A 22,757-nucleotide genomic window follows, 5' to 3' on the forward strand; every position below is an offset into this window, starting at 1 on the left:
CTCCTCCGTCCGCTCTATCCGGAGCGACGCGCGAAGGAAGTTAGCATTGATTAACTATCCCGATATGGGACAGGAATTTGCTCCGATTTAACAGCAAAAAGGCCGCCCCCGTAGGAGCGGCCCTTGCGTGGCCAGGCGCGAGGCCCGGATTCAGGTCTAAGCGCGAAGCGAAAGCAGCCAGTATTTGGCAAGGTCAGCGTAGGTTCCGCCGACCTTCGCGAGGGCAGCCGAAGCGCCAGCCTTGTCGCCCTGCGCGGCGAGAGCCATGCCCAGATGCAGGTTGCCGACGTCGGCCTCCGCGTCGGACTTGGCGAGCGCAGCACGGTAGAATTCCACCGCCTTCGCAAAATCGCCGTAGCCGTAATAAGCGTCGCCGACGCCCATCAGCTGTCGGGCGGTGGCCCCGGCCGCCGGAGCGGCCGCCAGGCTCTCACGGTCGCCCTTCGAGCGCTGGCTCGCCAGCGTGTAGAGCTGGCTGAAGCTAGGGTCGCTCTTCTTGATCGTGTTCGCGGCAAAGCCCTGGTCAAGGATGGCCTTGGCTTCGCCGGGGAAACCCTTGCGCACGGCAATGTCGCCATAGTTGAAATAGTCGCCCGCGGTCAGCACCTTCGCGCTGCGCTTCAGCCGCATCAGGTCAAGCGCTCGAGAGTCGTCGAGCGACGAGACGTTCTGGTAGATGATCAGGGCATTCTGCCAGCTGTCGGTGCTAGGATAAGCGGCAACCCACTCTCGGCTGATCTGAACGGCCTGGGGAAGATTTGCCTTCCAGGCGATCTGAAGAGCGCGCTTGTACCAGGCTTCCGGAGCCTTGGCTCCGCCCGCCGACTGCAGAGCGATTCCCTTCTCAAGAAGCGTGATTGCCTCTGCCGCCTGACCGAGGTCGGCCTTCGATTCAGCCAGGCCCGCGGTCGCCTCGACGTCGTTCGGGCGAAGCTGCAGCGCATGCTGATAAGCATCGGCGGCGCGCTGAGCCTGTTTCAGCCGCGTGTAGGTCGCGCCAAGATCGACGTAGAGATTGGCTGCGGGCAGACCCTTGAAGCCTGAGGCGAGCATCTGCTCGACCGCTTGCGCGCGCAGGGAGTCGTCCTTCGCGGCGGCGGCATATCGGTACTCCAGCGCGCCGACCATGTAGCGGTCGTCAGCGGACTTCGCGGCTGCATTGGCCTCGGCCGCCTTGGCCTTCACATCAGCGCCGTTGTTGGCCTTGACCGCGGCCTCGAGCGCCAGAAGCGGCTTTTGCGCCTCACGCGAGATCTTCGGTTTCGGAGCGTCGGGCTCTGCTTGCTGGCTTGTCTGCGCCGGTGTTTGCGAAGCCCCCTGCGGACCGTAGCCCTTCTGAGCAGCGGCCGGCGACGCGGCGAAAGCTGCGCCGATCGCGAGCGCGGCGACTGCGGTCATAGTCGATTTCATCAAGCTCTCCTTCACCGGTCCAGCCGGCCGGGCGGTGTATCTGAAATGGTAGACCGTCGCCCATATATCGGGGCGGTCGCGTCGCCAAGGCGATAGGCGCTTTGCGATGAACTGTCTTTGAACCGTGGCGGCCTCAGAATGTGCTCCTCGCGCGCGCATACGCGTACGCGCGGGGTGGCGCGGCGGTTCACAATCGGTTAGGCCCTCCTATCTGGGGGGAGGCGCCGTTCGAACGCCTTTCACCCCCGTGTACCAACACGTTTCATCGATAGGAAATTCAATTGGCGACTGAGCCGCCGGCCGACGAACAGCACCCTCCGAGCGAACCCAGCGACATCGCGCCCATCTCCATCATTGAGGAGATGAAGACCAGCTATCTCGATTACGCGATGAGCGTGATCGTCAGCCGGGCGCTGCCCGACGTTCGCGACGGGCTGAAGCCGGTGCATCGGCGAATCCTCTATGCCTGCCAGGAGGCCGGCTATGTCGCCGGGCGGCCGTACCGCAAGTCCAGCCGCATCGTCGGCGACGTCATGGGTAAATACCATCCGCACGGCGACCAGGCGATCTACGATGCACTCGCCCGAATGGTTCAGCCATGGTCGATGCGGGTTCCGCTGATAGACGGACAGGGCAACTTCGGATCGATGGACCCGGACCCGCCGGCGGCCATGCGATACACCGAGGCGCGGCTCGGCAAGGTCGCGAACTTTCTCTTGGCCGACATCGACAAGGATACGGTCAACTTCCAGCCGAACTATGACGCCAGCGAGAGCGAGCCGCAGGTCCTCCCCGCGCGCTTCCCGAACCTGCTGGTCAACGGAGCGGGCGGAATCGCGGTCGGAATGGCGACCAATATCCCGCCCCACAATTTGGGCGAAGTTCTGGCAGCTTGCCGGGCCTACATGGATGACCCGGCGATTTCGTCCGAAGGCCTGATGGAGCATGTGAAGGGTCCGGACTTCCCGACCGGAGGCTTCATCCTCGGCCAGTCGGGCATCCATTCAGCCTACACCACCGGCCGAGGCTCGGTGATGATGCGATCTCGCCACAAGGTCGAGGAGGGCAGGGGCGACCGCCGCTCGATCGTCCTGACCGAAATCCCCTACCAGGTCGGCAAGTCCGGACTGGTCGAGAAGATCGCCGAGGCGGCCAAGGACAAGAGGATCGAAGGCGTCGCCGACATCCGCGACGAATCCAACCGCGAGGGCGTCCGGATCGTCATCGACCTGAAGCGGGACGCGACGCCCGAAGTCGTGCTCAATCAGCTGTGGCGCCACACGCCGGCCCAGTCGAGCTTTCCCGCCAACATGCTCGCAATCCGCAGCGGCAAGCCCGAGACGCTGACGCTCCGCGACTTCATCGAGGCGTTCATTCGCTTCCGCGAGGAAGTGATCACCCGCCGCTCGAAGTTCGAGCTGATGAAGGCGCGGGAACGGGCCCATATCCTGCTTGGTCTGGTCGTAGCGGTGACTAACCTCGACGAGGTCGTGAAGCTGATCCGCGGGTCGAAGACTCCGGCCGAAGCGCGCGAGAAGCTGCTTGCGCGCACCTGGCCGGGCGAGGAAATCCGGCCGTACATCGCCTTGGTCGAAGCGGTCGAGCCGCAGAGCAAGAAGAAGGATTACCAGCTCAGCGAAGCCCAAGTGAAGGCGATCCTGGAGCTTCGGCTCCATCGGCTCACGGCGCTTGGCCGCGACGAGATCGCCGGAGAGCTGAGGGAGCTGGCGGATTCCATCGGCGAGCTTCTCGAGATTCTCGCCAACCGGGCCCGCCTCTACGAGGTGATGAGGCAGGAGTTCGACGAGGTCGAGGAGCAATTCGCGACCCCGCGCGTGACCGAGCTTGCTCCGGCCGCTGACGGCATCGAGGATGAGGACCTGATCGAGCGCGAGGAGATGGTCGTCACAGTCACGATGACCGGCTACATCAAGCGTACCCCTCTCTCGATCTTCCGCGAGCAGAAGCGCGGGGGCAAGGGCCGTTCGGGAATGGCGACGAAGGACGAGGATATCGTCACCGAGCTGTTCGTCACCTCGACCCACAATCCGGTGCTGTTCTTCTCCAACATCGGCCGGGTGTACCGGATGAAGGTCTGGAGGCTTCCCGAGGGCGGCCCCAACACCAAGGGACGGCCGATGGTGAACCTGCTTCCTCTGGCGGAAGGCGAGGTAATCTCGACCGTTCTCCCGCTACCCGAAGACGAAAACGAATGGGGCGGGCTGCACATCATGTTCGCCACCTGCAAGGGCACGGTGCGGCGCAACAGCATGGACGCCTTCACCAACATTCCGACCGCCGGCAAGATCGCGATGAAGTTCGGCACGCCGGAAGACGGCGAGGAAGAAGACATCACCGACCGGATCATCGGAGTGAACCTGCTGACTGAGGAGGACGATGTTCTTCTCGCCACCCGCAACGGCAAGGCCATCCGGTTCAAGTCGACCGATGTTCGCGAATTCCAGTCGCGCAATTCCACCGGCGTCCGCGGAGTGCGGCTGGTCGGCGGCGACCAGGTGATTTCAATGTCGATCCTCCGCCGCGTCGGAACCACGCCGGAGGAGCGCGAGGCCTATCTCCGCTCGCCAAAGTGGCGCGACAATGATTCGGCGGAAGGACTATCGCCCGATCGCTATGCGGAGATCGCCGAAAGGGAGCAATTCCTGCTTACCGTCACCGAAAACGGATACGGCAAGCGGTCCTCTACCTACGAGTATCGCCGGACCAACCGCGGCGGCCAAGGGATCATCAATATCGTTACCAGCGAGCGCAACGGCGGCGTGGTGGCGAGCTTCCCGGTCAAGCAGGGCGAGCAGCTCATGCTCGTCACCGACCAGGGCAAGGTCATCCGCACCACCGTAGGCGACATCCGGATTGCCGGGCGCAACACGCAGGGCGTCACCATCTTCAACGTCGCCGACAACGAGAAGGTCGTTTCGGTGGCCAAGATCGACGAGAGCGAGGAAGAGGATATCGAGCTGGAGGCGGGCGAGGAACTCGACCCGGTGCCGGACGCAGTCGTCGGCGAGGATCTGGCTTCGGGCGAATCCGCCGAGGAGGAATAGGGGGGAACGCGCCCGCGCCGGACCGCGTTGGCTTCATCGAGAACCGACGCAAAGGAGATTGTCGCAATGGCCATTCCTCACGGCGCCCTCGTGCTTGTCGCGGATGGGAAGAAGACCCTGTTCCTGCGCAACCAGGGGGATTCGGAGCTTCTCGACCTAAGAACGGAAGCCCACGGCGAGCGCGACGACCCGATGGACCGGGAGATCAAGACGGATGCTCCCGGGACGCAGGGACAAAGATGGGGCGACGGACGCCCGACGATGGATGAGGCCGACTTCCACCAGCAGGGGGAGGACCGCTGGGTCAAGGATGCGGCTGAGGAGCTGAACCGCCGAGCGCTGAACAATGATTTCGATTCTTTGGTCATCATCGCCCCGCCCAAGGCGCTCGGAGTGCTGCGAAAAGAGCTCCACAAGGAAGTCGAGCGGCGGATCGTGCTCACCGTGAACAAGGAAATGACCGACCGGCCGATCCCGGATATTGAGGAATTGCTGATCGGCGAAGGCGCGCCGCCGGCCTGATGCAGCCAGGGGGGATTTTGGGGTGAGCAGGCGGCCTCGGATCGTCACCCTGACACTCAACCCGGCACTCGACATGTCGAGCGAGGCGGAGACCGTCCGCCATACGCACAAGGTGCGAACCTCCAACGAAGTGATGGAGCCCGGGGGCGGAGGCATCAACGTCGCGCGGGTTCTCAGCCGCCTCGGCGACGACGTGACGGCGCTGTTCCTCGGCGGCGGAGCGACGGGCGGAGTGCTCGAAGAACTTCTCGATCGGGGGGGTGTCCGGCACCGGATGATCCCGATTGCGGATGACACCCGGCTGAGCTTCACCGTCGTCGAGCGCACGACAGGGAAGGAATATCGGTTCGTCCCGGAGGGGCCGGAGGTCTCCGACGCCGAGCAGGCCCAGGCATTCGACGCGGCGGTATCGCAATCCTGCGATTATTTCGTCGCAAGCGGATCGCTCCCGCGCGGAGTGCGCAAGGATTTCTACGTCAGGCTTTGCACGGCGGTGACCGACCGCGGGGCCCGCTTCGTTCTCGACACATCGGGCGCGCCTCTCGCCGCCGCTCTCGAGGCGGGCGGCCTTTTCCTGGTCAAGCCGAGCAAGAGGGAGTTGGAGGGCTTTATTGGACGGGAGCTTTCGCGGGAGGAGCTGGCCGAAGAGGCGAAGCGGCTCGTGGCTTCTGGAAAAGCCGAGAATGTCGCGCTGACGCTGGGCGGCGAAGGAGCCGTCCTGGCAAGCTCGGAGGGATTGATCGAGCTTCCGGCGCTCCCCGTCAAAGCCTGCAGCACCGTCGGGGCAGGCGACAGCTTTGTTGCCGGAATGGTGCACGGCTTCGCGGTCGGCCGAAGCGCTCCCGAAGCGTTGCGGGTGGGCCTCGCCGCCGGCGCCGCGGCGGTGCTGAGCTGCGGCAGCGAGCTCGCACGGCCGGAGGATCTGGAACGCCTTGTTGGGCAGGCACTCTCAGGCGAACAGGTCGACGACCTTCGCGGTGGGAGCGATGGAGCGTAGCAGCAGGGTGCGGTGGCAGCCGGAGGGTTCGCGCTCGTAGCAGAGCAGGGCGCTTGGCTTTTCCGCCGCCAGGTCGAGCATTTGCGCGCCGGCGGCAATCGCCTCCGGAAGCTCCAGTTGGCCCGCGTAGATGCGCTCCAAGTCCGCGTGGCGTCCGGCGCGCGCCGCCGCCCTTCCATCGGCCGGGGTGCCGAGGGCCCGAAGATGGACGTAATCGATGCCCGCTTCGGCAAGAGCGTTGCGAAGCGGAGTCTTGGAGAAGCCGGGGCGGCGAGAGTTGGGCACTGCGCGAACGTCGATGACCCGCTGCACACCTGCTGCCTGCAGAGCGGCGACGAACTCCGCCTGCGTCGTGCCCTCATAGCCGATGGTGAAGATGTGCATCGGTTCGCTCAAATTCCCTTCGTGAGCCGTTTACAAGGCACGAGCACATTCCAGGCTCATGCCTCTTCTTCGCCGCGCCACAGGCGCCGCCGCGGATTTACGTGCGGCCTGGTGGCTAGAAGGGCCGGAAAATGGCGAACAGCGGGAAGGTTTGGAAGAACTTCTTCTGCGTTGCCTTGATCCTCGATCCGTCGACGATGACGATGTCGCCGGAATAGACCGGCGGATCGGGCGACTCGCCGTGCTGGATGCTGAGCAGGTCGAAAGCCGCCGCCTGGCGCTGTCCATTCACCGTGCGGAAGATCGCCACGCGGTGCATGTTGGCGGTTTCGGCGTCAGCACCACCGGCGAGCGCCACAGCCTGCATCAGGGTGAGGGGACCCGGAGCCGGGAAGGCTCCGCCTTTCTTTACTGCGCCGTCGACGGTGACGATCCGCCCGGCCGACTCCTTCACGCCGACGCTGACGTCCGGATTCTCGAGGTACTTCTCGCCATATTTCTTGGTCAGAACCTGGTCGAGCTCGGCCGGAGTGAGGTCGGTGGCGGCAACGTCGCCGATCAGCGGCATGGACAATGTGCCAAGAAGATCGACCTGATATTCGCCCGTGAGATCCGGCATGCCGAATACGCGGACGGTGAGCGTGTCCATCGGTGCGATCCGGTAATTTGCGCCCGGCCCGTTGGTCACGGGCTTGTCAGGAGGGCCGAAGTTACTGACGTCATACGGAATCTCGCCGCCCCGGCTGTCGGTGCATCCGGTGGCCGCGAAGGCAGCAATTCCGAGCCAGATCAATCCAAAGCGACGCAAAGGACTCACGAACTTGGACATTAATGTCTCCAGCATGCCTCTTGCCCTCACCTAACCGACTTGTTCGCCAAGCGAAACCCGTTTGCGCACCGAGCCACGGCGCTCCCCACGCACTAAGGCGATGACGGCGCCGCTCTCCAGAGCGGTCGGCCGCCTCGCTGTACGCCCGGTCCAGTCGCGTTGCGCACATCTTCCGTCCCGATCCGCACGTCCGGCGCTTCGCCACGTGCCGGCGCGATCCACAGGAGGGGCTTCCCGCGGCTGGAGCCGGTTAGTCGAAGACGGTCAGCCAGCAGCCGCGCGGCATAGCGGATTTCGGAAGGAGAATCGCCACTCGCGCCACTGATTTGCAGGTCTCGGACCGACACAGTGATTGCATATTGGATCCAGGGAGCAACGCCGCGGCGTGGTTCGACATAGGATTTGAACGTTCCGATATCGAGACGATAGGCGGAGGCCTGCCGGGCATTGGTGCCGGCCGAAAAATCGTTGCCGGACCCGTAAGTCACAACCTCCCCGATCGAGGCAGAGTTCTGGACCGCCCCGGTGAACTTATCCGGCTCGGCGTCCAGCGAGTGGCCGTCCGATCCGGTCGGCTTTCCCCCATACAGGCGCGCTCCGCCGGCGCGATTGTCGAGGATGGCGCGGTCGATTCGCACGTTGCGGACGGAATGAAGCACGAGGTTCTTCCGCCCGGCGGTCGAGGCGCGGATTGTCCCGATCCAGACGTCGTGGCTGCCGGCGCTGTTGTTGTCGCCGCCGATCATGACGTTGTCCCCGCGAGCGTTCTCCGACCGGATTGCGTCGATGCGCGCGTTCGACGTGTTGAATAGCATGACGCCGTGCATCTGTTCATTGTTCGCGGCGGAGATCGCCGAGACGTTCGCGTCGACCCAAAGCTCGCCCTCGACGCGGACATTGTCGGCGTCCTGGAAGGAAACGGTGCGGACCCAGGACCCCGCGCCCGGCGCCTGGACGATCCTGGCGCCGGGGTCGAAGATCAGGTGCGCGTTGTCGGGAATGCGTATCGAATAGGTGCGGAAAGCGAGCCTGGGGGTCGCCGCCGGATCGGGACGAACGACGTAATCGCCGGCGGGAAAGCGTACTGGCAAACCGCTCGCCAAGGCGCGCCGTATGGCCGGTCCGGCATCGACCGAAAGCCGTTCGCCGGCTTGTAGGAACTGCTGCGGGGTGACGGACTGGCTTTGGGCGAACTGGCTGGCGCTCGCCTCGGTCACCGGAAGCGCCAAAGCGGCGACGGTCAACATTGCGGCGCCGATGATTCGGCTCATCATCCGTCCAGACCTCCTGGGGCTAGGCTATGTCGGAACGCTGGGGTAGCACGGCCAACATGAACGTAGCGGGGCACCTTCAGCTGGGCATTTGGAATGCCCGGCTCCAGCTTAGAAAGTCTTCGGTACTGCGACGTGCCGTGGAACTGCTTCGCCGCCTGCGGTCGGACAGGCGGGACCGGCACCTTCGCACCGAGGTCAAATATTGGCGGCGCTGGGCCGTGACTGAAGGCCTCCAATGGCGCGACGACTTCAAGATGCGCTTCGATCCCGATGCTCCGCTCCAGGAGCATGTCGCCCGCGTTGCCGATCGAATTCCGCGAGAGATCGTCGAAATCCTCGATGTGGGGGCCGGTCCGGCGACCGTCCTGGGCAAGACCCACCCGTCCAAGACGCTGGTCATTACGCCGACCGACCCGCTCGCCTGCGAATATAATAGAATCCTCGACCAGACCGGTCACAAGCCCCCGGTCAGGACGATCTACGCCGAGGCGGAGTCGCTCCGAAGCGAACTCGGCAGTCGCCAGTTCGACATCGTGCACGCCCAGAATTCGCTCGACCACTCGCGCGATGCGGTCGCCGGCGTCGAAGAGATGCTTGCGCTCGCCAAGCCAAGCGGGTTCGTGGTCCTGCTTCACGAGGAGAACGAGGGCCAGAACGAGCTCTACTACGCTCTCCACAAATGGGATTTCCGGTGCGAGAACGGCCACTTCATCATCAGCGGCCCCGGGCCTGGCGGCCCACGGCACGACATCAGCGAGATGGTCTCGGACCGCGCTACCGTCGAATGTTCGATGCACCATGGCGAGGTGCTCGTGGTCATGCATAAGGCCAAGTAGGCGCCAACCGTCGGTCTTGCGGCGGTGGATGCCCTCGCCCTCTCGCGCTAGAGGGCGGCGCGATGGCTCACGACATTCACATCGTTGGCGGCGGCCTGGCGGGTTCCGAGGCCGCCTGGCAGCTTGCCGAGGCCGGCTTTGAAGTGCGGCTGTCGGAAATGCGGGGCGGCGGCGACAGCACCCCCGCGCATGAGGGAGATCGCCTCGCGGAAATGGTCTGCTCGAACAGCTTCCGCTCCGATGACGCGAGGAACAATGCTGTCGGTCTGCTCCACCAGGAGATGCGCGACCTGGGGTCGTTGATCATGAGGTGCGCCGACGAACACCGAGTGCCGGCCGGAAGTGCGCTGGCCGTCGACCGCGAGAAATTCGCCGAGGCAGTCACCAACAGGATTGAGGATCACCCCAAGGTGACCGTGGTGCGGGAGCGCATCGACAGGCTTCCCGACCATCCGGCGATCATCGCCACCGGCCCGCTGACGGGTTCGGCGCTGGCGGATGCGATCGCTGCGGAAACGGGGCAGGGGGCCTTGGCCTTTTTCGATGCGATTGCCCCGATCGTGCACAAGGACAGCATCGACATGGATGTCGCCTGGATGGCGGCGCGATGGGACAAGGGCGGGAAGGACTATGTGAACTGCCCGATGGACAAGCCGCAATATGAAGCGTTCGTCCAGGCCCTTAACGAAGGCGAAAAGACCGAATTCAAGGATTGGGAGCGAGACACGCCATATTTCGAAGGCTGCATGCCGATCGAAGTGATGGCTGAACGCGGGTCCGAGACCTTGAGGCACGGCCCGATGAAGCCGGTGGGCCTCGACAATCCGAGGACGGGCCGGTGGCCTTATGCGGTCGTCCAGCTTCGGCAGGACAATGCCCTCGGCACCTTGTGGAACATGGTCGGCTTCCAGACCAAGCTGAAGCACGGCGAACAGGTCCGGATCTTCCGGATGATTCCCGGTCTGGAGAATGCGGAGTTCGCGCGCCTCGGCGGAATTCACCGGAACAGCTTCATCAACTCGCCGCGCCTTCTCGACCGGCACCTGCGATTGAAGTCCAAACCGAATATACGGTTTGCGGGCCAGATCACCGGCTGCGAAGGCTATGTCGAAAGCGCGGCCATCGGCCTCCTTGGTTCGCTGTTCGCGGCGGCGGAATTGCGGGGAGAAGAGATTGCCCCGCCGCCGCTCGAGACGGCTTGCGGAGCGCTTCTTGGCCATATCACGGGCGGAGCCGACGTGGAGACGTTCCAGCCGATGAACGTCAATTTCGGACTGATGCCGCCACCGCCCGGACGTGCCAGGAAAGCCGACCGCAAGGCGGCTTACACGGATCGTGCGCGGATCGCATTCGACGCGTGGAAGTCCAAGGAGCTTTGCCGTCTCTGCGCAACCGCGGCGGAATAGTGTGGTCCAATCCAGGACTATGACCGAACTGGGCAGGGTTTCTCCCACTGAACAAGTCGGTTATGGCTGCAGAATCGTTCGGTACGGAGAGCGCGGACAGTGGTTTGTTCTGAACAAAGCGCGCTGACTGATCAGGATGCCGCGATCATCGGGCGGACTTTGGCTTTGCAGGGGCGCGTATAAATGAACCGTGATCTGGCTCTCGATGAGCGCAACTGGCAACTCCAGCCCTATGAGCCGCCGGTCCAGCAGCCCGCTGAACATGGTCCCTCGCTCGATTTTCGAATGCTTCTCCAGGTCTTGCACGAATGGCGCTGGCTGGTTTTGGCATCGGTCGCTGCGGGCCTCGCGCTTGCCGTCGTCTACACGATGATCACGACGCCGATGTACCGGGCCTGGGTGATCCTCCAGGTAAACCCGCCGACCGTCGAAATCCTCAATGAGCAGATGGGCGCTCAGGCCGATACCCAGACCGCCTGGGATTTCGTCGCGACGCAGGCCGGCCTGCTTACGAGCCGGAGCCTGGCGGAGCGCGTTGCCCAGGACCTGAACCTGGCCAACAACCCCAAGTTCGTCCCGCTCGACGACGATCCGGCGAAACGCTTGCAGAATGCTGCGGCGAAGGTCTCTGACAGCCTGACCGTAATCCCGCCCGAGCAGGGGCAGTTGATCAAGTTCAGCTTTGACTCGGTCTCCCCGGACCTGTCGGCGAAGGTTGCCAACGGAATCGCCGAGGCGTTCATTCAGTCGAACCTCCAGAGGAAGTACGAATCCTCGGCTTACGCGCGCAACTTCCTCCAGCGGCAAATCGCCAAGACGAGGGCAGAGCTGCAGAATTCGGAGCGCGCCCTGGTGGCCTATGCGCAGGAACAGGGCATCATCAACACTGCGACGGACCAGAATGCGAGCGCGCTGTCGACGGATGCCAATTCCCCGCAAGGGCAGGCGCTTGCCGGTACCAACCAGGCGCTGTCGGAGGCCGTAGCTCGCCGCGTTGCCGCAGAAGGCGCTTATCGAGCTGCCCTCGGCGGCGGCATCACCTCGACGGAGTCGCAAAGCAGCCAGGTCCTCCGTCAAAATCGGGCAGGGCTGGAAGCGCAATATCAGCAGAAGCGTTCGGTCATGAAGCCGGACCACCCGGAGATGTTGAGCCTGCGGGCGCAAATCACCGAGCTCGACCGTGAAATTGCGCGCGAGAATTCGGCCGTGGCGTCGGCGAGGGTGAACACCCTGCGCGACGAGTATCAGGCGGCACTTTCCGCCGAGCGTGCTCTCGAGGCAAAAATGTCTTCGCTGAAAGGCGAGGTCCTGAATCTTCGCGGCCGCAGCATCCGCTATGCGATTCTGCAGCGTGACGTGGACACGAACCGCGCTCTCTATGATGCGCTTCTGCAGCGCTACAAGGAGATTGGAGTTGCCGGCGGCATCGGAACGGCGCCCGTTTCAATTGTCGATCGTGCGGACGCGCCAGCGTCGCCTTACAAGCCCAACCTCCCGCTCAACGTCGCGCTCGGGCTGGTCCTCGGCTTTGTCTTCGGACTACTGGCGGCCATCGGCCTCGAATATCTGAACGACACGATCAAGAATCGTGAAGATGTCCGTCGCAAGCTTGGACTGGCGTGCCTCGGCACGGTGCCGAAGCGGTCCGCCAAGGGGAACTTCGTCAACGACCTGAGGGATCCGACGTCCGTCGTGTCCGAAGCCTATTCGACAGTTGCAGCCTCGCTCGGGTTCACTACCGAGCACGGAGTTCCGAAAGTGGTGCTCTTGACCAGCGCGCGGCCTTCCGAAGGAAAGTCGTCGAGCGCAATGGCCCTTGCCCAGAACCTGTCGAGGCGAGGACAACGCGTACTTCTCGTTGATTGCGATTTGCGCAAGCCTGCCTTCAAGACGCCTTCCAACGCAGGCGGTTTGACGACGCTCGTCACCAACAGTGAGCCGGCGTCCACGGCAATTGCGGCTACGCATTTCGAAAATCTCTGGTTGCTTCCCTCTGGGCCCGTGCCGCCAAACCCGGCAGATCTTCTGTCGACATCGCGCTTCCATGCGATCATTCGCGAGGTTTCCGCGGAGTTCGACGTCGTCATCATCGACGCTCCGCCAGTCATCGGTCTCGCTGATGCGCCGCTGATCGCATCCATGTGCGAGAACGTCGTCTTCATCATCGAGTCCGGGAAGACGCGCACCGGATTGGCACGCGACTCCGTCAGCAAGCTGAAAGCGGCGGGAGCGCATATCCTCGGCGTCGTGCTGACGAAGTCGAAGGAAGGCCACGGCGGCTACGGCTACGGCTACGGCTATGGTTACGGCTACGGCTACGGCTATGGCTACGGTTACGGGGCGAAATATGGCTCCGTCCGCGACAAGCGTACCGAAATCGTGCTGATCCCCGACGACAGCGACGATACCAACGCCTGAGCTCGCAGCACTCCGACAATCGGACCTTCGACCCGTCCGGTGCGTCGTGCGCCTTTGGGCGGCAATGAGAGCTGCGTCCGAACCGGCTTTTACATTGTGCTAGAGCCGGTCGCTCTCAGGCGAGATCCACGGCCGCTTCCGGGAGATCGGAGCCGGTTGCCTTCGCCGGCGCAAGCACCTTGATGAGGAGCACGGCAAGAAATGCCACTCCGATCAAGATGTCGGCCCACAGCAGAGCCGTCATGCCCAGGTAGCTGGCGACGAAAAAGCCGCCGACGAGCTTTGCTCCAATGGCGAAGGAAAAGAGCTTCGCGGCCTCGCCAGCGCGGCCGCGGAACTGCAGGATGATGAGGCCCGCGTTTCCGATGCATGTGACACCGATCGCCGTGGCAAGGAGCAGGATGAAGGTGACGGGGAGCGTCAGCTCCATCCGGGCAATGCTGAAGAAGAGGGGCTGGGCAAGAACGACGACAAGGACGCCGGCTACCACCATTGCAGCGACGGCACCAAGATAAGCCAGGGTGATCCGCTCGCCGCCCCGCTCGCGGACCCGGCGTGCGAGATACGGACCGGCGACAAGGTTCAGCGTCGAGATCGGAATGATCATGACCGCGACCAATGTGAAGGCGAAGCCGATCTGACCCAGGATCTCGCCCTTCAGGAATATTCCGAAATAGCTGAGCAGGTATCGCGCGTTGACGACGAACAGGCAGTTGACGACGAAGAATGGCAGGACGGCTCGCGCTTCTGCCGAATAGCTGCGAGGGACGTCCGCGCCCATCAGCCCAGGGCCGGTCCGGTGAAGGAGATAGGCAACCGACGCTGCAGCCGCGATCGCCATCAGCGCCGTCACAACAGCCATGGCCGCTGTGCTTCCCGCCAACAGTGCGCCGCCGAACAGGAGCAAGAGCACGAACGGAACCTGGTAAACGAGGCGGTCGAAGACGAGGCCGGTTACGAGCGACCCCATTCCGCGATGCACCGCGGAGAGAGTGAACAGAAGGCCGATCATCAAAGTCGCGACGAGCTGTAAGCCTGCCCCTGCCACGGACCCATGTTGAACCGCCGCGAAGAACAGGGCGCCGGCAGCGCCCAGGACGATGGACGCGGCGATGGAAAGGACGACTGCGCTCTTTGCGACCGCTCGGGATTCGTCCGTCCGAGGTCCGCCGGTGTGGGCGAGCTCGCGGAGCACATAGTTCATCTGGCCGAATGTGCCGAGCGTGCCGAATAGCTGGGCGTTGTTTTGCCAGATAGCGAAGACACCGAACGCCGCAGGCGCAATCAGGCGCGCGAGGAGGATATTCGCGCAGAAGGATAAGAATACCGAAGCGAAGTTGATGACGATCGGCAGGCCGTAATGCCACCGCGGCCGCTTCATCCACGCAACCCCGACAGGCGCACGGGCTTCAGACGATCATCCGCGAAGTCGATCATCATTTGCGACGATCGGAGTGGCTCACCAGAACGGCCATCGCTTTACCGCTTTCTGGCAAGGAACAGCCGGGACTGGGCCAGGGCTTCAGGTATCGCGAACTGCTTTGCGGTCCGTTCGATGGAGCCGCTGAGCGATTGCATCAACGACGGAAACAACGGTCCGGGCCGCGGCAGATATCCGTACGCGATTTCCTTTTCCACCTCGAAGCCGTGGTGTTCGAGAAGCGCTCGAAAGTCGGCCGCGGAGAGTACTTGATGCGCCCTGAGACCAACGGTGCCTAGAGAGCGGTACACGAGGCCCATTGGGCTCGAACTCATCATGTGAATGTTCGCGAGCAAGTGGCCGCCCGGCTTCAACGCGCCCGAAATCGCGGTCAGAGCGGCTTTCCGAAGGCTTGGCTCCGCATTCAGGAAGAACCGGAATGCCGTGCAAAGATCGAAGTGTTCGTCCAACGGTTCAACGGTGATGTCCCGGCAGATTCGTCGGACATTCGGATCGGCCGGAGCGTGCGCGAGCATGTCTCCCGAAATGTCGACCGCCGTCACTCGCGGAAAATATTGCGCGGCCAGGGCCGTGATGCGGCCGGTTCCTGCTGCAAAATCAAGGACGTCTTGAGTGCCGGCGTCGCGGAGCTCCACGAAGAGCTTTTCGAGCAAAGGCTTTTCGACCGCTTCCCACTGCCCTGCATAATAGCCGTGCGTGTACGTGGAGACGTACGACGCCGCACGGTTCACTCCGACGTGGCTCTGTCGATATTGGTCAGACACTTGCATACCTTCGGAAGTAAGCGAGCTTCGATTGAAGCGTCGAATTTCGGCGAGCGGGATTATACAGCATACGGGCCACGATGCTGCGCAACAAACCGGCGCTTTGCATCCGCAGGCGCATTAGGGCGCTGCTGTATGCAAACGCACTTTCCAGGTCGATCTCGGGCCGGATTTCGGCGTAGCCTTCGATAAAAGCCGCCTGAGCTTTGCAAACGCGCCGGGGGGTCGCGAGAAGGATGGCGGGAGAGTTCAACTCCCCCTCCAGGAACGCCAGCATTTGACCGAGATCGATGGCTGGGTCGCCGTAAACCAAATGTCCGCCGACAGTCGTTTCTACGTTGGCGCACGGGTCCAGCACCACGGTTGCTCCGGTCGCCGAGGCAATCCCCACGTTCATCTGGCCAAAATCCCCGTGCAGGGGCACTGGGATCGCATCCGTGCGGGACCGTAAGCCGTAACGGCGAGCCTCATCCTGAAGCTTGGAATCGAGGGGGTGCAGTGTCCAGTGGCGGGGAACTTCGGTAGCGTGAATGGCGCCTAGCGCGCGACCTGCGTCTCTCATTATCGAGAGAAAAGCGGGCTTCGTCGGCTTGCGAAGGAGATGGCGAATGTACAGCTCCTGGAGCGGCACGAAACCTGGAATGAATTCGAGACTCACCAATTGCCTGCCGTCTCGCAGGATGACCGCCCCTCGTGGTGCCTGAAAGCCGTTGGATTTCGCGACCGCGTTCAACCAATTGTATTTCTCGACAGCTTCGGTTGCGCAGGGGTCGCACTTTACAAACCAGTGCGGATCAGCGGTTGCCATTTCGTCCGTTGCGGCGCTCCGCGATCTGCTACTCATCCTGTCCCTTCACGTGCGGAGGTTTGTAGGGCCGCTTAGCTGTTTTTCGGCTATCAGCCTCTGGACGGACGCTCTCTTCGGCTGGCATATCGCACCGAAATCGGCAAGTCTATCGCGCGCCTGATCGCCGGTTGGGGCATTTTCGGAGGAGTTGCAGTTGGAACCTCTACTGCTCGCCCTAGGGATCACGCTGCTTCCAATCTACTCCTTCAAGTCCGGTACTGTCCAATACGCGCACATCGTGCTTGCCCTGTTCATATTGATCAGATTTTCACATCAGCAGACAAAGTTCACGCGGCCAGAAATCTTTCTGATTTTTCTTACAATCCTATCGTTGATTGTCGAAGGATTTGCGACTGCAACCGGGGCATCGATAAGTTCGCTTCTCGAGCCTGCGTATCTCGCTTTCAATACATTGGTCGTCATCTCGTTAAGTCGAGTACCGCTGCAGGACAGAGCTTTCCGGTGGGCAGTCATCGGCGGCCTGGCAGCGAGCACGTTCATCGCGGCGGTGTCGGTTTGGTACTTCGGCGCCAGCTTCACTCTTGTGCAGTCGGGATTCGAGAGATCCACCGGCCTCTTCAATAACCCGAACCAGCAAGGCTATTTCGCGATTTGCGTGGCCTCCATGGCCGGGCTGCTTTATCTTCGTGATGCGCTGTCGAGGAACCTTTGCCTCTTGCTGTGGGCGTTGGCATCGGCGCTGGTCATGTTGTCGGTGTCGAGAGCATCTTCGGGCGCGCTCCTGGTGCTGCTTGCATTCGGCTTCGCATCGACGCTCGACAAGCGCCGGCTTTCGCCAATGGTGATGATCGGCGCGCTCACGCTCGTAGCCGCCGTCTGGATGGCGTATAGCGCCGGTCTTCTGGACAAGCTCCAGTTCGTCGAACGCCTAAAGGACACGGGCGGGAACCGGTACGACAACCTGTTGGCTCGCGGCTATACGATCCCGTTCCACGACCCGCTGTCGCTCCTGTTTGGTGTCGGTACTGAACGAGCCCGCATCGGTACGATGTTCTATCGGATCGAGGTGCACAGCACCTGGTGGTCGTTCATGGGAAAATACGGTCTTATCGGCTTCCTGCTGTACATGGGCACGTGGGTGATCTGGACGCGCTTGATCCTCAAGGAGCGCGGACTTCTGGGCTTCATGATCGTCATCGTGCCGTCGATCGTGACGGGACTGACGGGCAACTATTCCCGATTCACGCCTCTGTATCTCCTGATTGGGCTGTCGTTGAACAGGTCGCTGATTCCTTCTCGTCCGCGACCGGAGGGCGTGCCTAGGCGGCCTATAGATTTACTCGCGGGAGCGCCTCCCAGGCCTGCCGGCGCCATGATGGGTCCCGGCCGAAGCCCGCCGCGGCCAGCTCCCTAGATTTAGCGGGGCGCGGCATGAACTTTGGGCTGGGGGGGTGGATAGAGGAATCAGCCGCAGGCTGGGAACACTGGAAGCACGGTGTGGAGGCCCTCTTTTGGTATCAGGCCGACAGCCTCCATGTCGTCTGCGGCGTGCTTCTGATCATTTTCTTCGCGCTGGTGACTGGGAAAAGCTTGGCGAGCTTCATTCCATGGACGCTTCTGGTTCTGGCATCGAGCGTCAATGAGGGCATCGATATCTGGTTCACGCACCATGTCGCGGAGTCGGTCAAGGACACGGTGCTGACCATCCTTCCGCCCTCGGTCCTTCTCGTCACGGCACGCTGGTTTCCGTCGCTTTATACCCGCGATATTCCGACGTCCGGCGTAAGCTCGATCGACTGAACGGTCGCGTCCACGACCTTAGGATGAAGTCGCGTCCGACCGTCGCTTTCCGCAAGCAATCCAATATGGCTCGGAGGTCCGGAAATGAATGTCCTCAAGGCCGGCGTCGGCCATCATTTGGCGGATTTCCTCGCGCGAGAAGCGATGTTCGAGGCTGGTCCCAAAGCGGTCAAGAGCGTCGGTCCGCATCGTGTAGAAGCTCATGTGACGGTAACTGCTGAGTGGCATGTTCGAAGGGTTCTTGCCCATCGATTCAACGACGAGCGAGGCGCGTGCGAGCGGCCAGTAGACAATTCCGGCGAGTATCGACGTCACAACTTTGCGAGGACCGAAGGGCAACCGGCAAATGACCCGCCTAATGCCATCGCTGACGCTCCACAGGGCGCGAAACCATCCAGGCCGGTTGCTGACGTCATAATAGATGTAGACGAGGAACGGAGCGCCGGGCTTCAGCTTGCGGACGCAATCCTTCATCGCGCGCGCAGTGTCCGGGACGTGGTGAAGGACACCTAGCGAATAGCCGAAATCCTGGCTGTCGTCGGGGAGAGGAATCTCCGAGACGGATGCAAGGTAAAAATCGACATTGCCGGCCTTCGCCAGCCGCCTCCGAGCAACTTCGAGGGCCTCGTTCGCCGGGTCAATGCAGTGGAGTTGGCCCACTCGCGGAGCTACGCCAGCTGCCCAGCGTCCGGAACCGCAGCCCAAGTCGAAGCCTTCCGCGTTCGCGGGCAATTCGCTGAACGGAAAGATCGAGAAGTAACTTTCGAACGCGCGTTGATATTCCTCGCCGCGGAAGCGTGTTTGATCGTAGGCGGCCCATTCTTTGCCGAAGCCGGCGACCGTTACCTCGTCAATATTGTCCGAAGCATTCACCTAATCACCTTACACAGCCTTGCCGTAGCTTGCCTTCCATAAACGCCAAATCGGGCCGAACCACCAACAAAAGGCAAATCGGTGCGCCTGGTCTGAACGGCTCCGGCCCTTGGCGGGCCAATTCGTTTCCGGAATGCGCGCAATCGTGGCAAACTAAGGCATGTGCGGAATTTCCGGATTTGTGGGCGGGGACTGGTCTAGCACCGCCGCGGTTCGCGATACGGTCTCGCGTATGGGCCGGAGCCTCGACCACCGCGGGCCCGACCGCACCGACGGCTGGATCGATGCCGATAACCTGGTCGCATTTTCGCATAACCGGCTGAGCATCCTCGACCTGTCGCCCGCCGGCGACCAGCCAATGACATCGGCGAGCGGACGGTTCGTCATCGTCTACAATGGCGAGATCTACAATCACTCCACGATCCGCGACGAGCTCGCAGCAGCGAGCCTCGCGGTCAACTGGCGAGGCCATTCGGATACGGAGACCCTGCTCGCGGCGATCGAAGCATGGGGCGTTCGCGGCGCCGTCGAGCGCTGCACTGGAATGTTCGCCTTTGCCTTGTGGGACCGAAGCGAACGGACGCTGACTCTCGTCCGCGACCGATTGGGCGAAAAGCCGCTCTATTACGGCCGGCAGGGCGGTGCAGACTCTCCCTTCCTTTTCGGGTCCGAGGTCAAGGCACTGGCCCAGCACCCGCAGTTCGAAGCCGACATCGATCGGCGCTCGCTGACTTTGCTTCTCCGCTACAACAATGTGCCGGCCCCGTTCTCGATCTATCGCGGGATTCACAAGCTGCTTCCCGGAACGATCCTGACGCTTCGATCTTCGGGCGCGGAGCCGGAAATCGAGCATTATTGGTCGGCTGCTGAGGTCGCTCAATCCGGAGTTCGAAACCGGCTGGAGCTTGGAGAAGAGGAAGCGATCGACCAGCTCGAACGTCTCCTCGAGACAAGCATCGGACAGCAAATGATCGCCGACGTTCCGCTCGGCGCATTTCTATCGGGCGGTGTAGATTCCTCCGCCGTGGTCGCGCTCATGCAGAAGCTGTCTTCGCGGCCCGTGCGGACGTTCAGCATCGGCTTCGTCGAGAAGGACTATAACGAGGCTGATCACGCGAAAGCGATCGCCGGCCATCTGGGCACCGACCACACCGAGCTGTACGTTGCACCGGCCCAAGCGCGGGACGTGATCCCGTCGCTACCGAAGATTTATGACGAGCCGTTCGCGGATTCGTCGCAAATCCCGACTCATCTGGTCTCGATGCTCGCCCATCAGCAGGTGAAGGTCGCGCTTTCGGGAGACGGCGGCGACGAGATTTTCGGCGGCTACAATCGCTATCTCTACACCGGCCAGCTGTGGGGGAAGATTGCCGCGTTGCCGAAGCCGCTGCGTTCCGTTGCCGCCAGGGCGATCACCTCCATTCCAGCGTCTGCATGGACGAGCTTCGGGAACCGGGCCGGCGGATTCCTGCCAAGGATTGCCCGGGCCCGGGTGCTGGGTGAGAAGCTTCACAAGGGCGCATCGTTGCTCTCGAGCAATTCGGTGTCCGATCTTTATACGGCGATGGTATCGCAATGGCGCGACCCGGCGTCGGTCGTGATCGGCGGGACAGAGCCGGCGACTGCCGCGACGGACGGCAGCGACACTCTGGCCGGCCTGAGCGACGTCGAACGGATGATGGCACTCGACCTGGCCGGCTATCTGCCCGACGACATCCTTGTGAAGGTGGACCGGGCGGCAATGGCAGTTTCGCTGGAAACGCGCGTTCCGTTCCTCGATCACAATGTCGTCGAATTCGCCTGGCGGCTTCCGGTCGACTTCCGGATCCGCAACGGCGAAACCAAGTGGATTCTCCGGCAGCTTCTCTATCGCCACGTTCCGAGGCAATTGATCGAACGCCCGAAAATGGGCTTCGGTATTCCGATCGGGGCATGGCTTCGCGGACCGCTCAGGGACTGGGCGGAGGCGCTTCTCGACGAGCGAAGGTTGAGGGAGGAGGGTTATTTCCACCCTGAACCGATCCGCCGCCTGTGGAAAGCGCATCTGGACGGAGGCGTTGACGAGCAGCATCGCCTTTGGATCATTCTGATGTTCCAGCAATGGCTCGAACATGCGCAGCAGCGCACTCGGCTCGATGTGCCCCTCGCCGCGGCGAGCTAGAGCGGTCGCCTTCCCGATGCTTTGTCAGGCGGCTCGCTGCCCATGAACTCGGGCATGGTTGCCGATCCTTCAAACGAAATCCCTTCACTTCGAAGGACCGAGCGCGCCGTCAGCCACAGGATCTTCAAGTCCAGCAGCAGCGACCTGTTGTTCACGTACCAGACGTCGAGCCGGAATTTTTCATCCCAGTCGACCGCATTGCGGCCGTTGACCTGCGCCCAGCCGGTCAGGCCGGGGCGGACCTCGTGGCGCCGCATTTGCTCGGGTGTGTAGCGCGGAAGATATTGCATCATCAGCGGGCGTGGGCCGACGAGGCTCATCTCGCCGCGAAGCACGTTCCAGAATTCCGGAAGCTCGTCGAGGCTGGAGCGCCGTAGCCACGAGCCGAACGGGGTGAGGCGCTCCTCGTCGGGAAGCGCCTTTCCATTGGTATCTGACGCGTCGCGCATGGTCCTGAACTTCACCAGCGTGAACGGCTTGCCGTGAAGACCGGGGCGCTGCTGCCGGAAGAAGACCGGGCTTCCAAGTTTTGTTCGGATCAATAGCGCAAGCACCGCGATCAACGGCGACAGGAGGACAAGGGCTGCAAGTGCGGCGGTGAAGTCGATCAGACGCTTCATGCCACCTCCTTCCTGGCATCCGACAGACCCATCAGTTGAAGCAGCTTGGCGTTCACCTCAACGACGTCATATTTTTCCTCGGCGTAGCGGCGCGCCCGCGTGCCCATGGTTGCGGCGAGCGCGGGCTCGTCGACGAAGCGTTCCATCGCATCGTGAAGCGAGTTGGCGTCGCGTGCTTTCACCAAGAATCCGGTCTCGCCATCGCGAACCGTTTCTCGGCACCCTGGGACGTCCGTAGTGATGATGGCGCGGCCCATTGCCATGGCTTCAAGAACGGACCGTGGCGTTCCTTCGCGGTACGACGGCAACACGTACACTGAGCATTCGGCGATTGCAGGACGGACGTCGGCAAGATGTCCCTTGAAGTCGATGCCGCAGCGGATCAGCTCGTCGAGCTCTTCCTTGGGCAGCGAATCCGGCGACGGGTCGCGAAAGCCGACCAGGCTGATTTCGACTTTGGGATGCTCCGCCTTCAAGCGCTTTGCGGCCTCGGCGAACTCGCGAATGCCTTTGTCCTTTAAAAGCCGGGCGATCATCAGAAAGGCCGGCTTTTCGGGAAGCGGAGCCGGTGCGAAGTGGCGGAGGTCTATGCCCGAGCCGTTGACGATATGGGTTTCGCGGTTCCGAGAGACGAGCCGGAGGTCGCGGAAAAGCTTTTCGTCGTCGCGGTTCTGGAAAATCACCACGTCCGAGCGGGTCAGGGCTATTCGATACAGGAGCGAAGCGACTGCGCGGCTGATGATCCGCTTGGGTTCGAGACCTCCAGTGAAGGCATAGCCGGCGCCGGTAATCAGTGACACGACGCGAACGCCCTCCGCCCGGCCGGCGATGGCAGACAGGATCACCGGCTTGATCGTATAACCCAGGACGACGTCCGGACTTTTCTCCCGGATGAGCGCCCGAACGGCAGCGAGCGACTTTACCAGCCCGCGAGGACTTAGGCTCGCATTGCTGAGCGGCACGTCGACGGGTTGCGCGCCCATCGAACGCAATTTCTCCGAAGTCGCCGCATCCATGTTCGGGGCCGCGGCCGTGACGGTGTGACCTGCCTTGATCATTGCAGCGATCAAGGGACCGCGAAAGGTCACTAGGGACGGCGCAAACGACCCCAGGACCAATATGTGTTTGGTTCTCATCGGCTGCCGCACC

19 protein-coding genes are annotated in these 22,757 nt (G+C 62.5%); 9 read left to right on the forward strand and 10 right to left on the reverse strand.

The annotated features are described in order from the left end of the window. Positions 1-156: 156 nt before the first annotated feature. Entirely contained in the window at positions 157-1,410 is a 1,254-nt protein-coding gene (locus LZ519_RS01640; protein ID WP_249867001.1) for a tetratricopeptide repeat protein, read from the reverse strand. 362 nt (positions 1,411-1,772) lie between these two features. Between LZ519_RS01640 and gyrA the strand changes: the two genes are divergently transcribed. From gyrA to LZ519_RS01655, 3 genes are all read left to right on the forward strand, one after another. Further along, positions 1,773-4,475 (forward strand): DNA gyrase subunit A, encoded by a 2,703-nt coding sequence (gyrA, locus tag LZ519_RS01645; RefSeq protein WP_431358106.1) that lies wholly within the window; start codon positions 1,773-1,775, stop codon positions 4,473-4,475. Between the two features lie 66 nt (positions 4,476-4,541). Beyond that, positions 4,542-4,997, forward strand: coding sequence for a host attachment family protein (locus LZ519_RS01650; RefSeq protein WP_249867003.1), 456 nt, complete (start codon positions 4,542-4,544; stop codon positions 4,995-4,997). 22 nt (positions 4,998-5,019) lie between these two features. Then, positions 5,020-5,994, forward strand: a complete 975-nt coding sequence (locus LZ519_RS01655) for a 1-phosphofructokinase family hexose kinase (protein ID WP_249867004.1) — start codon at positions 5,020-5,022, stop codon at positions 5,992-5,994. Here the strand turns inward: LZ519_RS01655 and LZ519_RS01660 are convergent. The 3 genes from LZ519_RS01660 to LZ519_RS01670 form a co-directional block, all read right to left on the reverse strand. Next, positions 5,947-6,378, reverse strand: a complete 432-nt coding sequence (locus LZ519_RS01660) for a DUF488 domain-containing protein (RefSeq protein ID WP_249868830.1) — start codon at positions 6,376-6,378, stop codon at positions 5,947-5,949. The genes LZ519_RS01655 and LZ519_RS01660 overlap by 48 nt on opposite strands. Before the next feature lie 115 nt (positions 6,379-6,493). Beyond that, positions 6,494-7,207 (reverse strand): polysaccharide biosynthesis/export family protein, encoded by a 714-nt coding sequence (locus LZ519_RS01665; RefSeq protein ID WP_249867005.1) that lies wholly within the window; start codon positions 7,205-7,207, stop codon positions 6,494-6,496. Between the two features lie 92 nt (positions 7,208-7,299). Beyond that, the gene (locus tag LZ519_RS01670; RefSeq protein ID WP_249867006.1) at positions 7,300-8,481 is read right to left on the reverse strand and encodes a hypothetical protein; all 1,182 of its coding nucleotides are present in this window, start codon (positions 8,479-8,481) and stop codon (positions 7,300-7,302) included. A 137-nt stretch (positions 8,482-8,618) separates the two neighbouring features. Between LZ519_RS01670 and LZ519_RS01675 the strand changes: the two genes are divergently transcribed. The 3 genes from LZ519_RS01675 (at position 8,619) to LZ519_RS01685 (ending at position 13,141) form a co-directional block, all read left to right on the forward strand. After that, entirely contained in the window at positions 8,619-9,317 is a 699-nt protein-coding gene (locus LZ519_RS01675) for a class I SAM-dependent methyltransferase (protein WP_249867007.1), read from the forward strand. Between the two features lie 62 nt (positions 9,318-9,379). Next, complete coding sequence (gene trmFO / locus LZ519_RS01680) at positions 9,380-10,723, forward strand: methylenetetrahydrofolate--tRNA-(uracil(54)-C(5))-methyltransferase (FADH(2)-oxidizing) TrmFO (RefSeq protein WP_249867008.1); 1,344 nt, start codon at positions 9,380-9,382, stop codon at positions 10,721-10,723. Positions 10,724-10,906: 183 nt separating this feature from the next. After that, positions 10,907-13,141, forward strand: coding sequence for a GumC family protein (locus LZ519_RS01685; protein WP_249867009.1), 2,235 nt, complete (start codon positions 10,907-10,909; stop codon positions 13,139-13,141). 115 nt (positions 13,142-13,256) lie between these two features. Here the strand turns inward: LZ519_RS01685 and LZ519_RS01690 are convergent, their stop codons facing one another. From LZ519_RS01690 to LZ519_RS01700, 3 genes are all read right to left on the reverse strand, one after another. Then, positions 13,257-14,522: a hypothetical protein gene (locus LZ519_RS01690; protein WP_249867010.1), complete on the reverse strand. Its 1,266-nt coding sequence runs from the start codon at positions 14,520-14,522 to the stop codon at positions 13,257-13,259. A 98-nt stretch (positions 14,523-14,620) separates the two neighbouring features. Beyond that, positions 14,621-15,235, reverse strand: coding sequence for a class I SAM-dependent methyltransferase (locus tag LZ519_RS01695; RefSeq protein ID WP_249867011.1), 615 nt, complete (start codon positions 15,233-15,235; stop codon positions 14,621-14,623). 103 nt (positions 15,236-15,338) lie between these two features. Beyond that, positions 15,339-16,154 (reverse strand): aminoglycoside phosphotransferase family protein, encoded by an 816-nt coding sequence (locus tag LZ519_RS01700; RefSeq protein WP_249867012.1) that lies wholly within the window; start codon positions 16,152-16,154, stop codon positions 15,339-15,341. 193 nt (positions 16,155-16,347) lie between these two features. On the opposite strand from LZ519_RS01700, the gene LZ519_RS01705 reads away from it, so the two are divergent. After that, the gene (locus tag LZ519_RS01705) at positions 16,348-17,568 is read left to right on the forward strand and encodes a hypothetical protein (RefSeq protein ID WP_249867013.1); all 1,221 of its coding nucleotides are present in this window, start codon (positions 16,348-16,350) and stop codon (positions 17,566-17,568) included. A gap of 83 nt (positions 17,569-17,651) precedes the next feature. Further along, on the forward strand, positions 17,652-17,954 hold the full coding sequence (locus LZ519_RS01710; protein WP_249867014.1) for a hypothetical protein: 303 nt from the start codon (positions 17,652-17,654) through the stop codon (positions 17,952-17,954). Positions 17,955-17,972: 18 nt separating this feature from the next. Here the strand turns inward: LZ519_RS01710 and LZ519_RS01715 are convergent, their stop codons facing one another. Then, positions 17,973-18,827, reverse strand: coding sequence for a class I SAM-dependent methyltransferase (locus LZ519_RS01715; protein WP_249867015.1), 855 nt, complete (start codon positions 18,825-18,827; stop codon positions 17,973-17,975). 160 nt (positions 18,828-18,987) lie between these two features. Between LZ519_RS01715 and asnB the strand changes: the two genes are divergently transcribed. After that, positions 18,988-20,988 carry an asparagine synthase (glutamine-hydrolyzing) gene (asnB, locus tag LZ519_RS01720; protein ID WP_249867016.1) on the forward strand — a complete coding sequence of 667 codons (2,001 nt, stop codon included), beginning with the start codon at positions 18,988-18,990 and terminating at the stop codon, positions 20,986-20,988. Here the strand turns inward: asnB and LZ519_RS01725 are convergent. Together LZ519_RS01725 and LZ519_RS01730 are read right to left on the reverse strand one after the other, a co-directional pair. After that, positions 20,985-21,608, reverse strand: a complete 624-nt coding sequence (locus tag LZ519_RS01725; protein WP_249867017.1) for a sugar transferase — start codon at positions 21,606-21,608, stop codon at positions 20,985-20,987. The two genes, asnB and LZ519_RS01725, sit on opposite strands and share 4 nt — an antisense overlap. Further along, positions 21,605-22,744: a glycosyltransferase family 4 protein gene (locus LZ519_RS01730; protein WP_283937269.1), complete on the reverse strand. Its 1,140-nt coding sequence runs from the start codon at positions 22,742-22,744 to the stop codon at positions 21,605-21,607. Before LZ519_RS01730 ends, LZ519_RS01725 begins: the two co-directional genes overlap by 4 nt. Positions 22,745-22,757 lie beyond the last annotated feature (13 nt).

Source organism: Sphingomonas anseongensis (genome assembly GCF_023516495.1).
Lineage (GTDB): Bacteria > Pseudomonadota > Alphaproteobacteria > Sphingomonadales > Sphingomonadaceae > Sphingomicrobium > Sphingomicrobium anseongensis.

Excerpts from the sequence above, each read along its gene's own strand:
- LZ519_RS01640 (WP_249867001.1), bottom strand. The coding sequence starts at position 1,410 with ATGAAATCGACTATGACCGCAGTCGCCGCGCTCGCGATCGGCGCAGCT.
- gyrA (WP_431358106.1), top strand. The coding sequence starts at position 1,773 with ATGAAGACCAGCTATCTCGATTACGCGATGAGCGTGATCGTCAGCCGG.
- LZ519_RS01650 (WP_249867003.1), top strand. The coding sequence starts at position 4,542 with ATGGCCATTCCTCACGGCGCCCTCGTGCTTGTCGCGGATGGGAAGAAG.
- LZ519_RS01660 (WP_249868830.1), bottom strand. The coding sequence starts at position 6,378 with ATGCACATCTTCACCATCGGCTATGAGGGCACGACGCAGGCGGAGTTC.
- LZ519_RS01665 (WP_249867005.1), bottom strand. The coding sequence starts at position 7,207 with ATGTCCAAGTTCGTGAGTCCTTTGCGTCGCTTTGGATTGATCTGGCTC.
- LZ519_RS01670 (WP_249867006.1), bottom strand. The coding sequence starts at position 8,481 with ATGATGAGCCGAATCATCGGCGCCGCAATGTTGACCGTCGCCGCTTTG.
- trmFO (WP_249867008.1), top strand. The coding sequence starts at position 9,380 with ATGGCTCACGACATTCACATCGTTGGCGGCGGCCTGGCGGGTTCCGAG.
- LZ519_RS01685 (WP_249867009.1), top strand. The coding sequence starts at position 10,907 with ATGAACCGTGATCTGGCTCTCGATGAGCGCAACTGGCAACTCCAGCCC.
- LZ519_RS01690 (WP_249867010.1), bottom strand. The coding sequence starts at position 14,522 with ATGAAGCGGCCGCGGTGGCATTACGGCCTGCCGATCGTCATCAACTTC.
- LZ519_RS01700 (WP_249867012.1), bottom strand. The coding sequence starts at position 16,154 with ATGGCAACCGCTGATCCGCACTGGTTTGTAAAGTGCGACCCCTGCGCA.
- asnB (WP_249867016.1), top strand. The coding sequence starts at position 18,988 with ATGTGCGGAATTTCCGGATTTGTGGGCGGGGACTGGTCTAGCACCGCC.
- LZ519_RS01725 (WP_249867017.1), bottom strand. The coding sequence starts at position 21,608 with ATGAAGCGTCTGATCGACTTCACCGCCGCACTTGCAGCCCTTGTCCTC.
- LZ519_RS01730 (WP_283937269.1), bottom strand. The coding sequence starts at position 22,744 with ATGAGAACCAAACACATATTGGTCCTGGGGTCGTTTGCGCCGTCCCTA.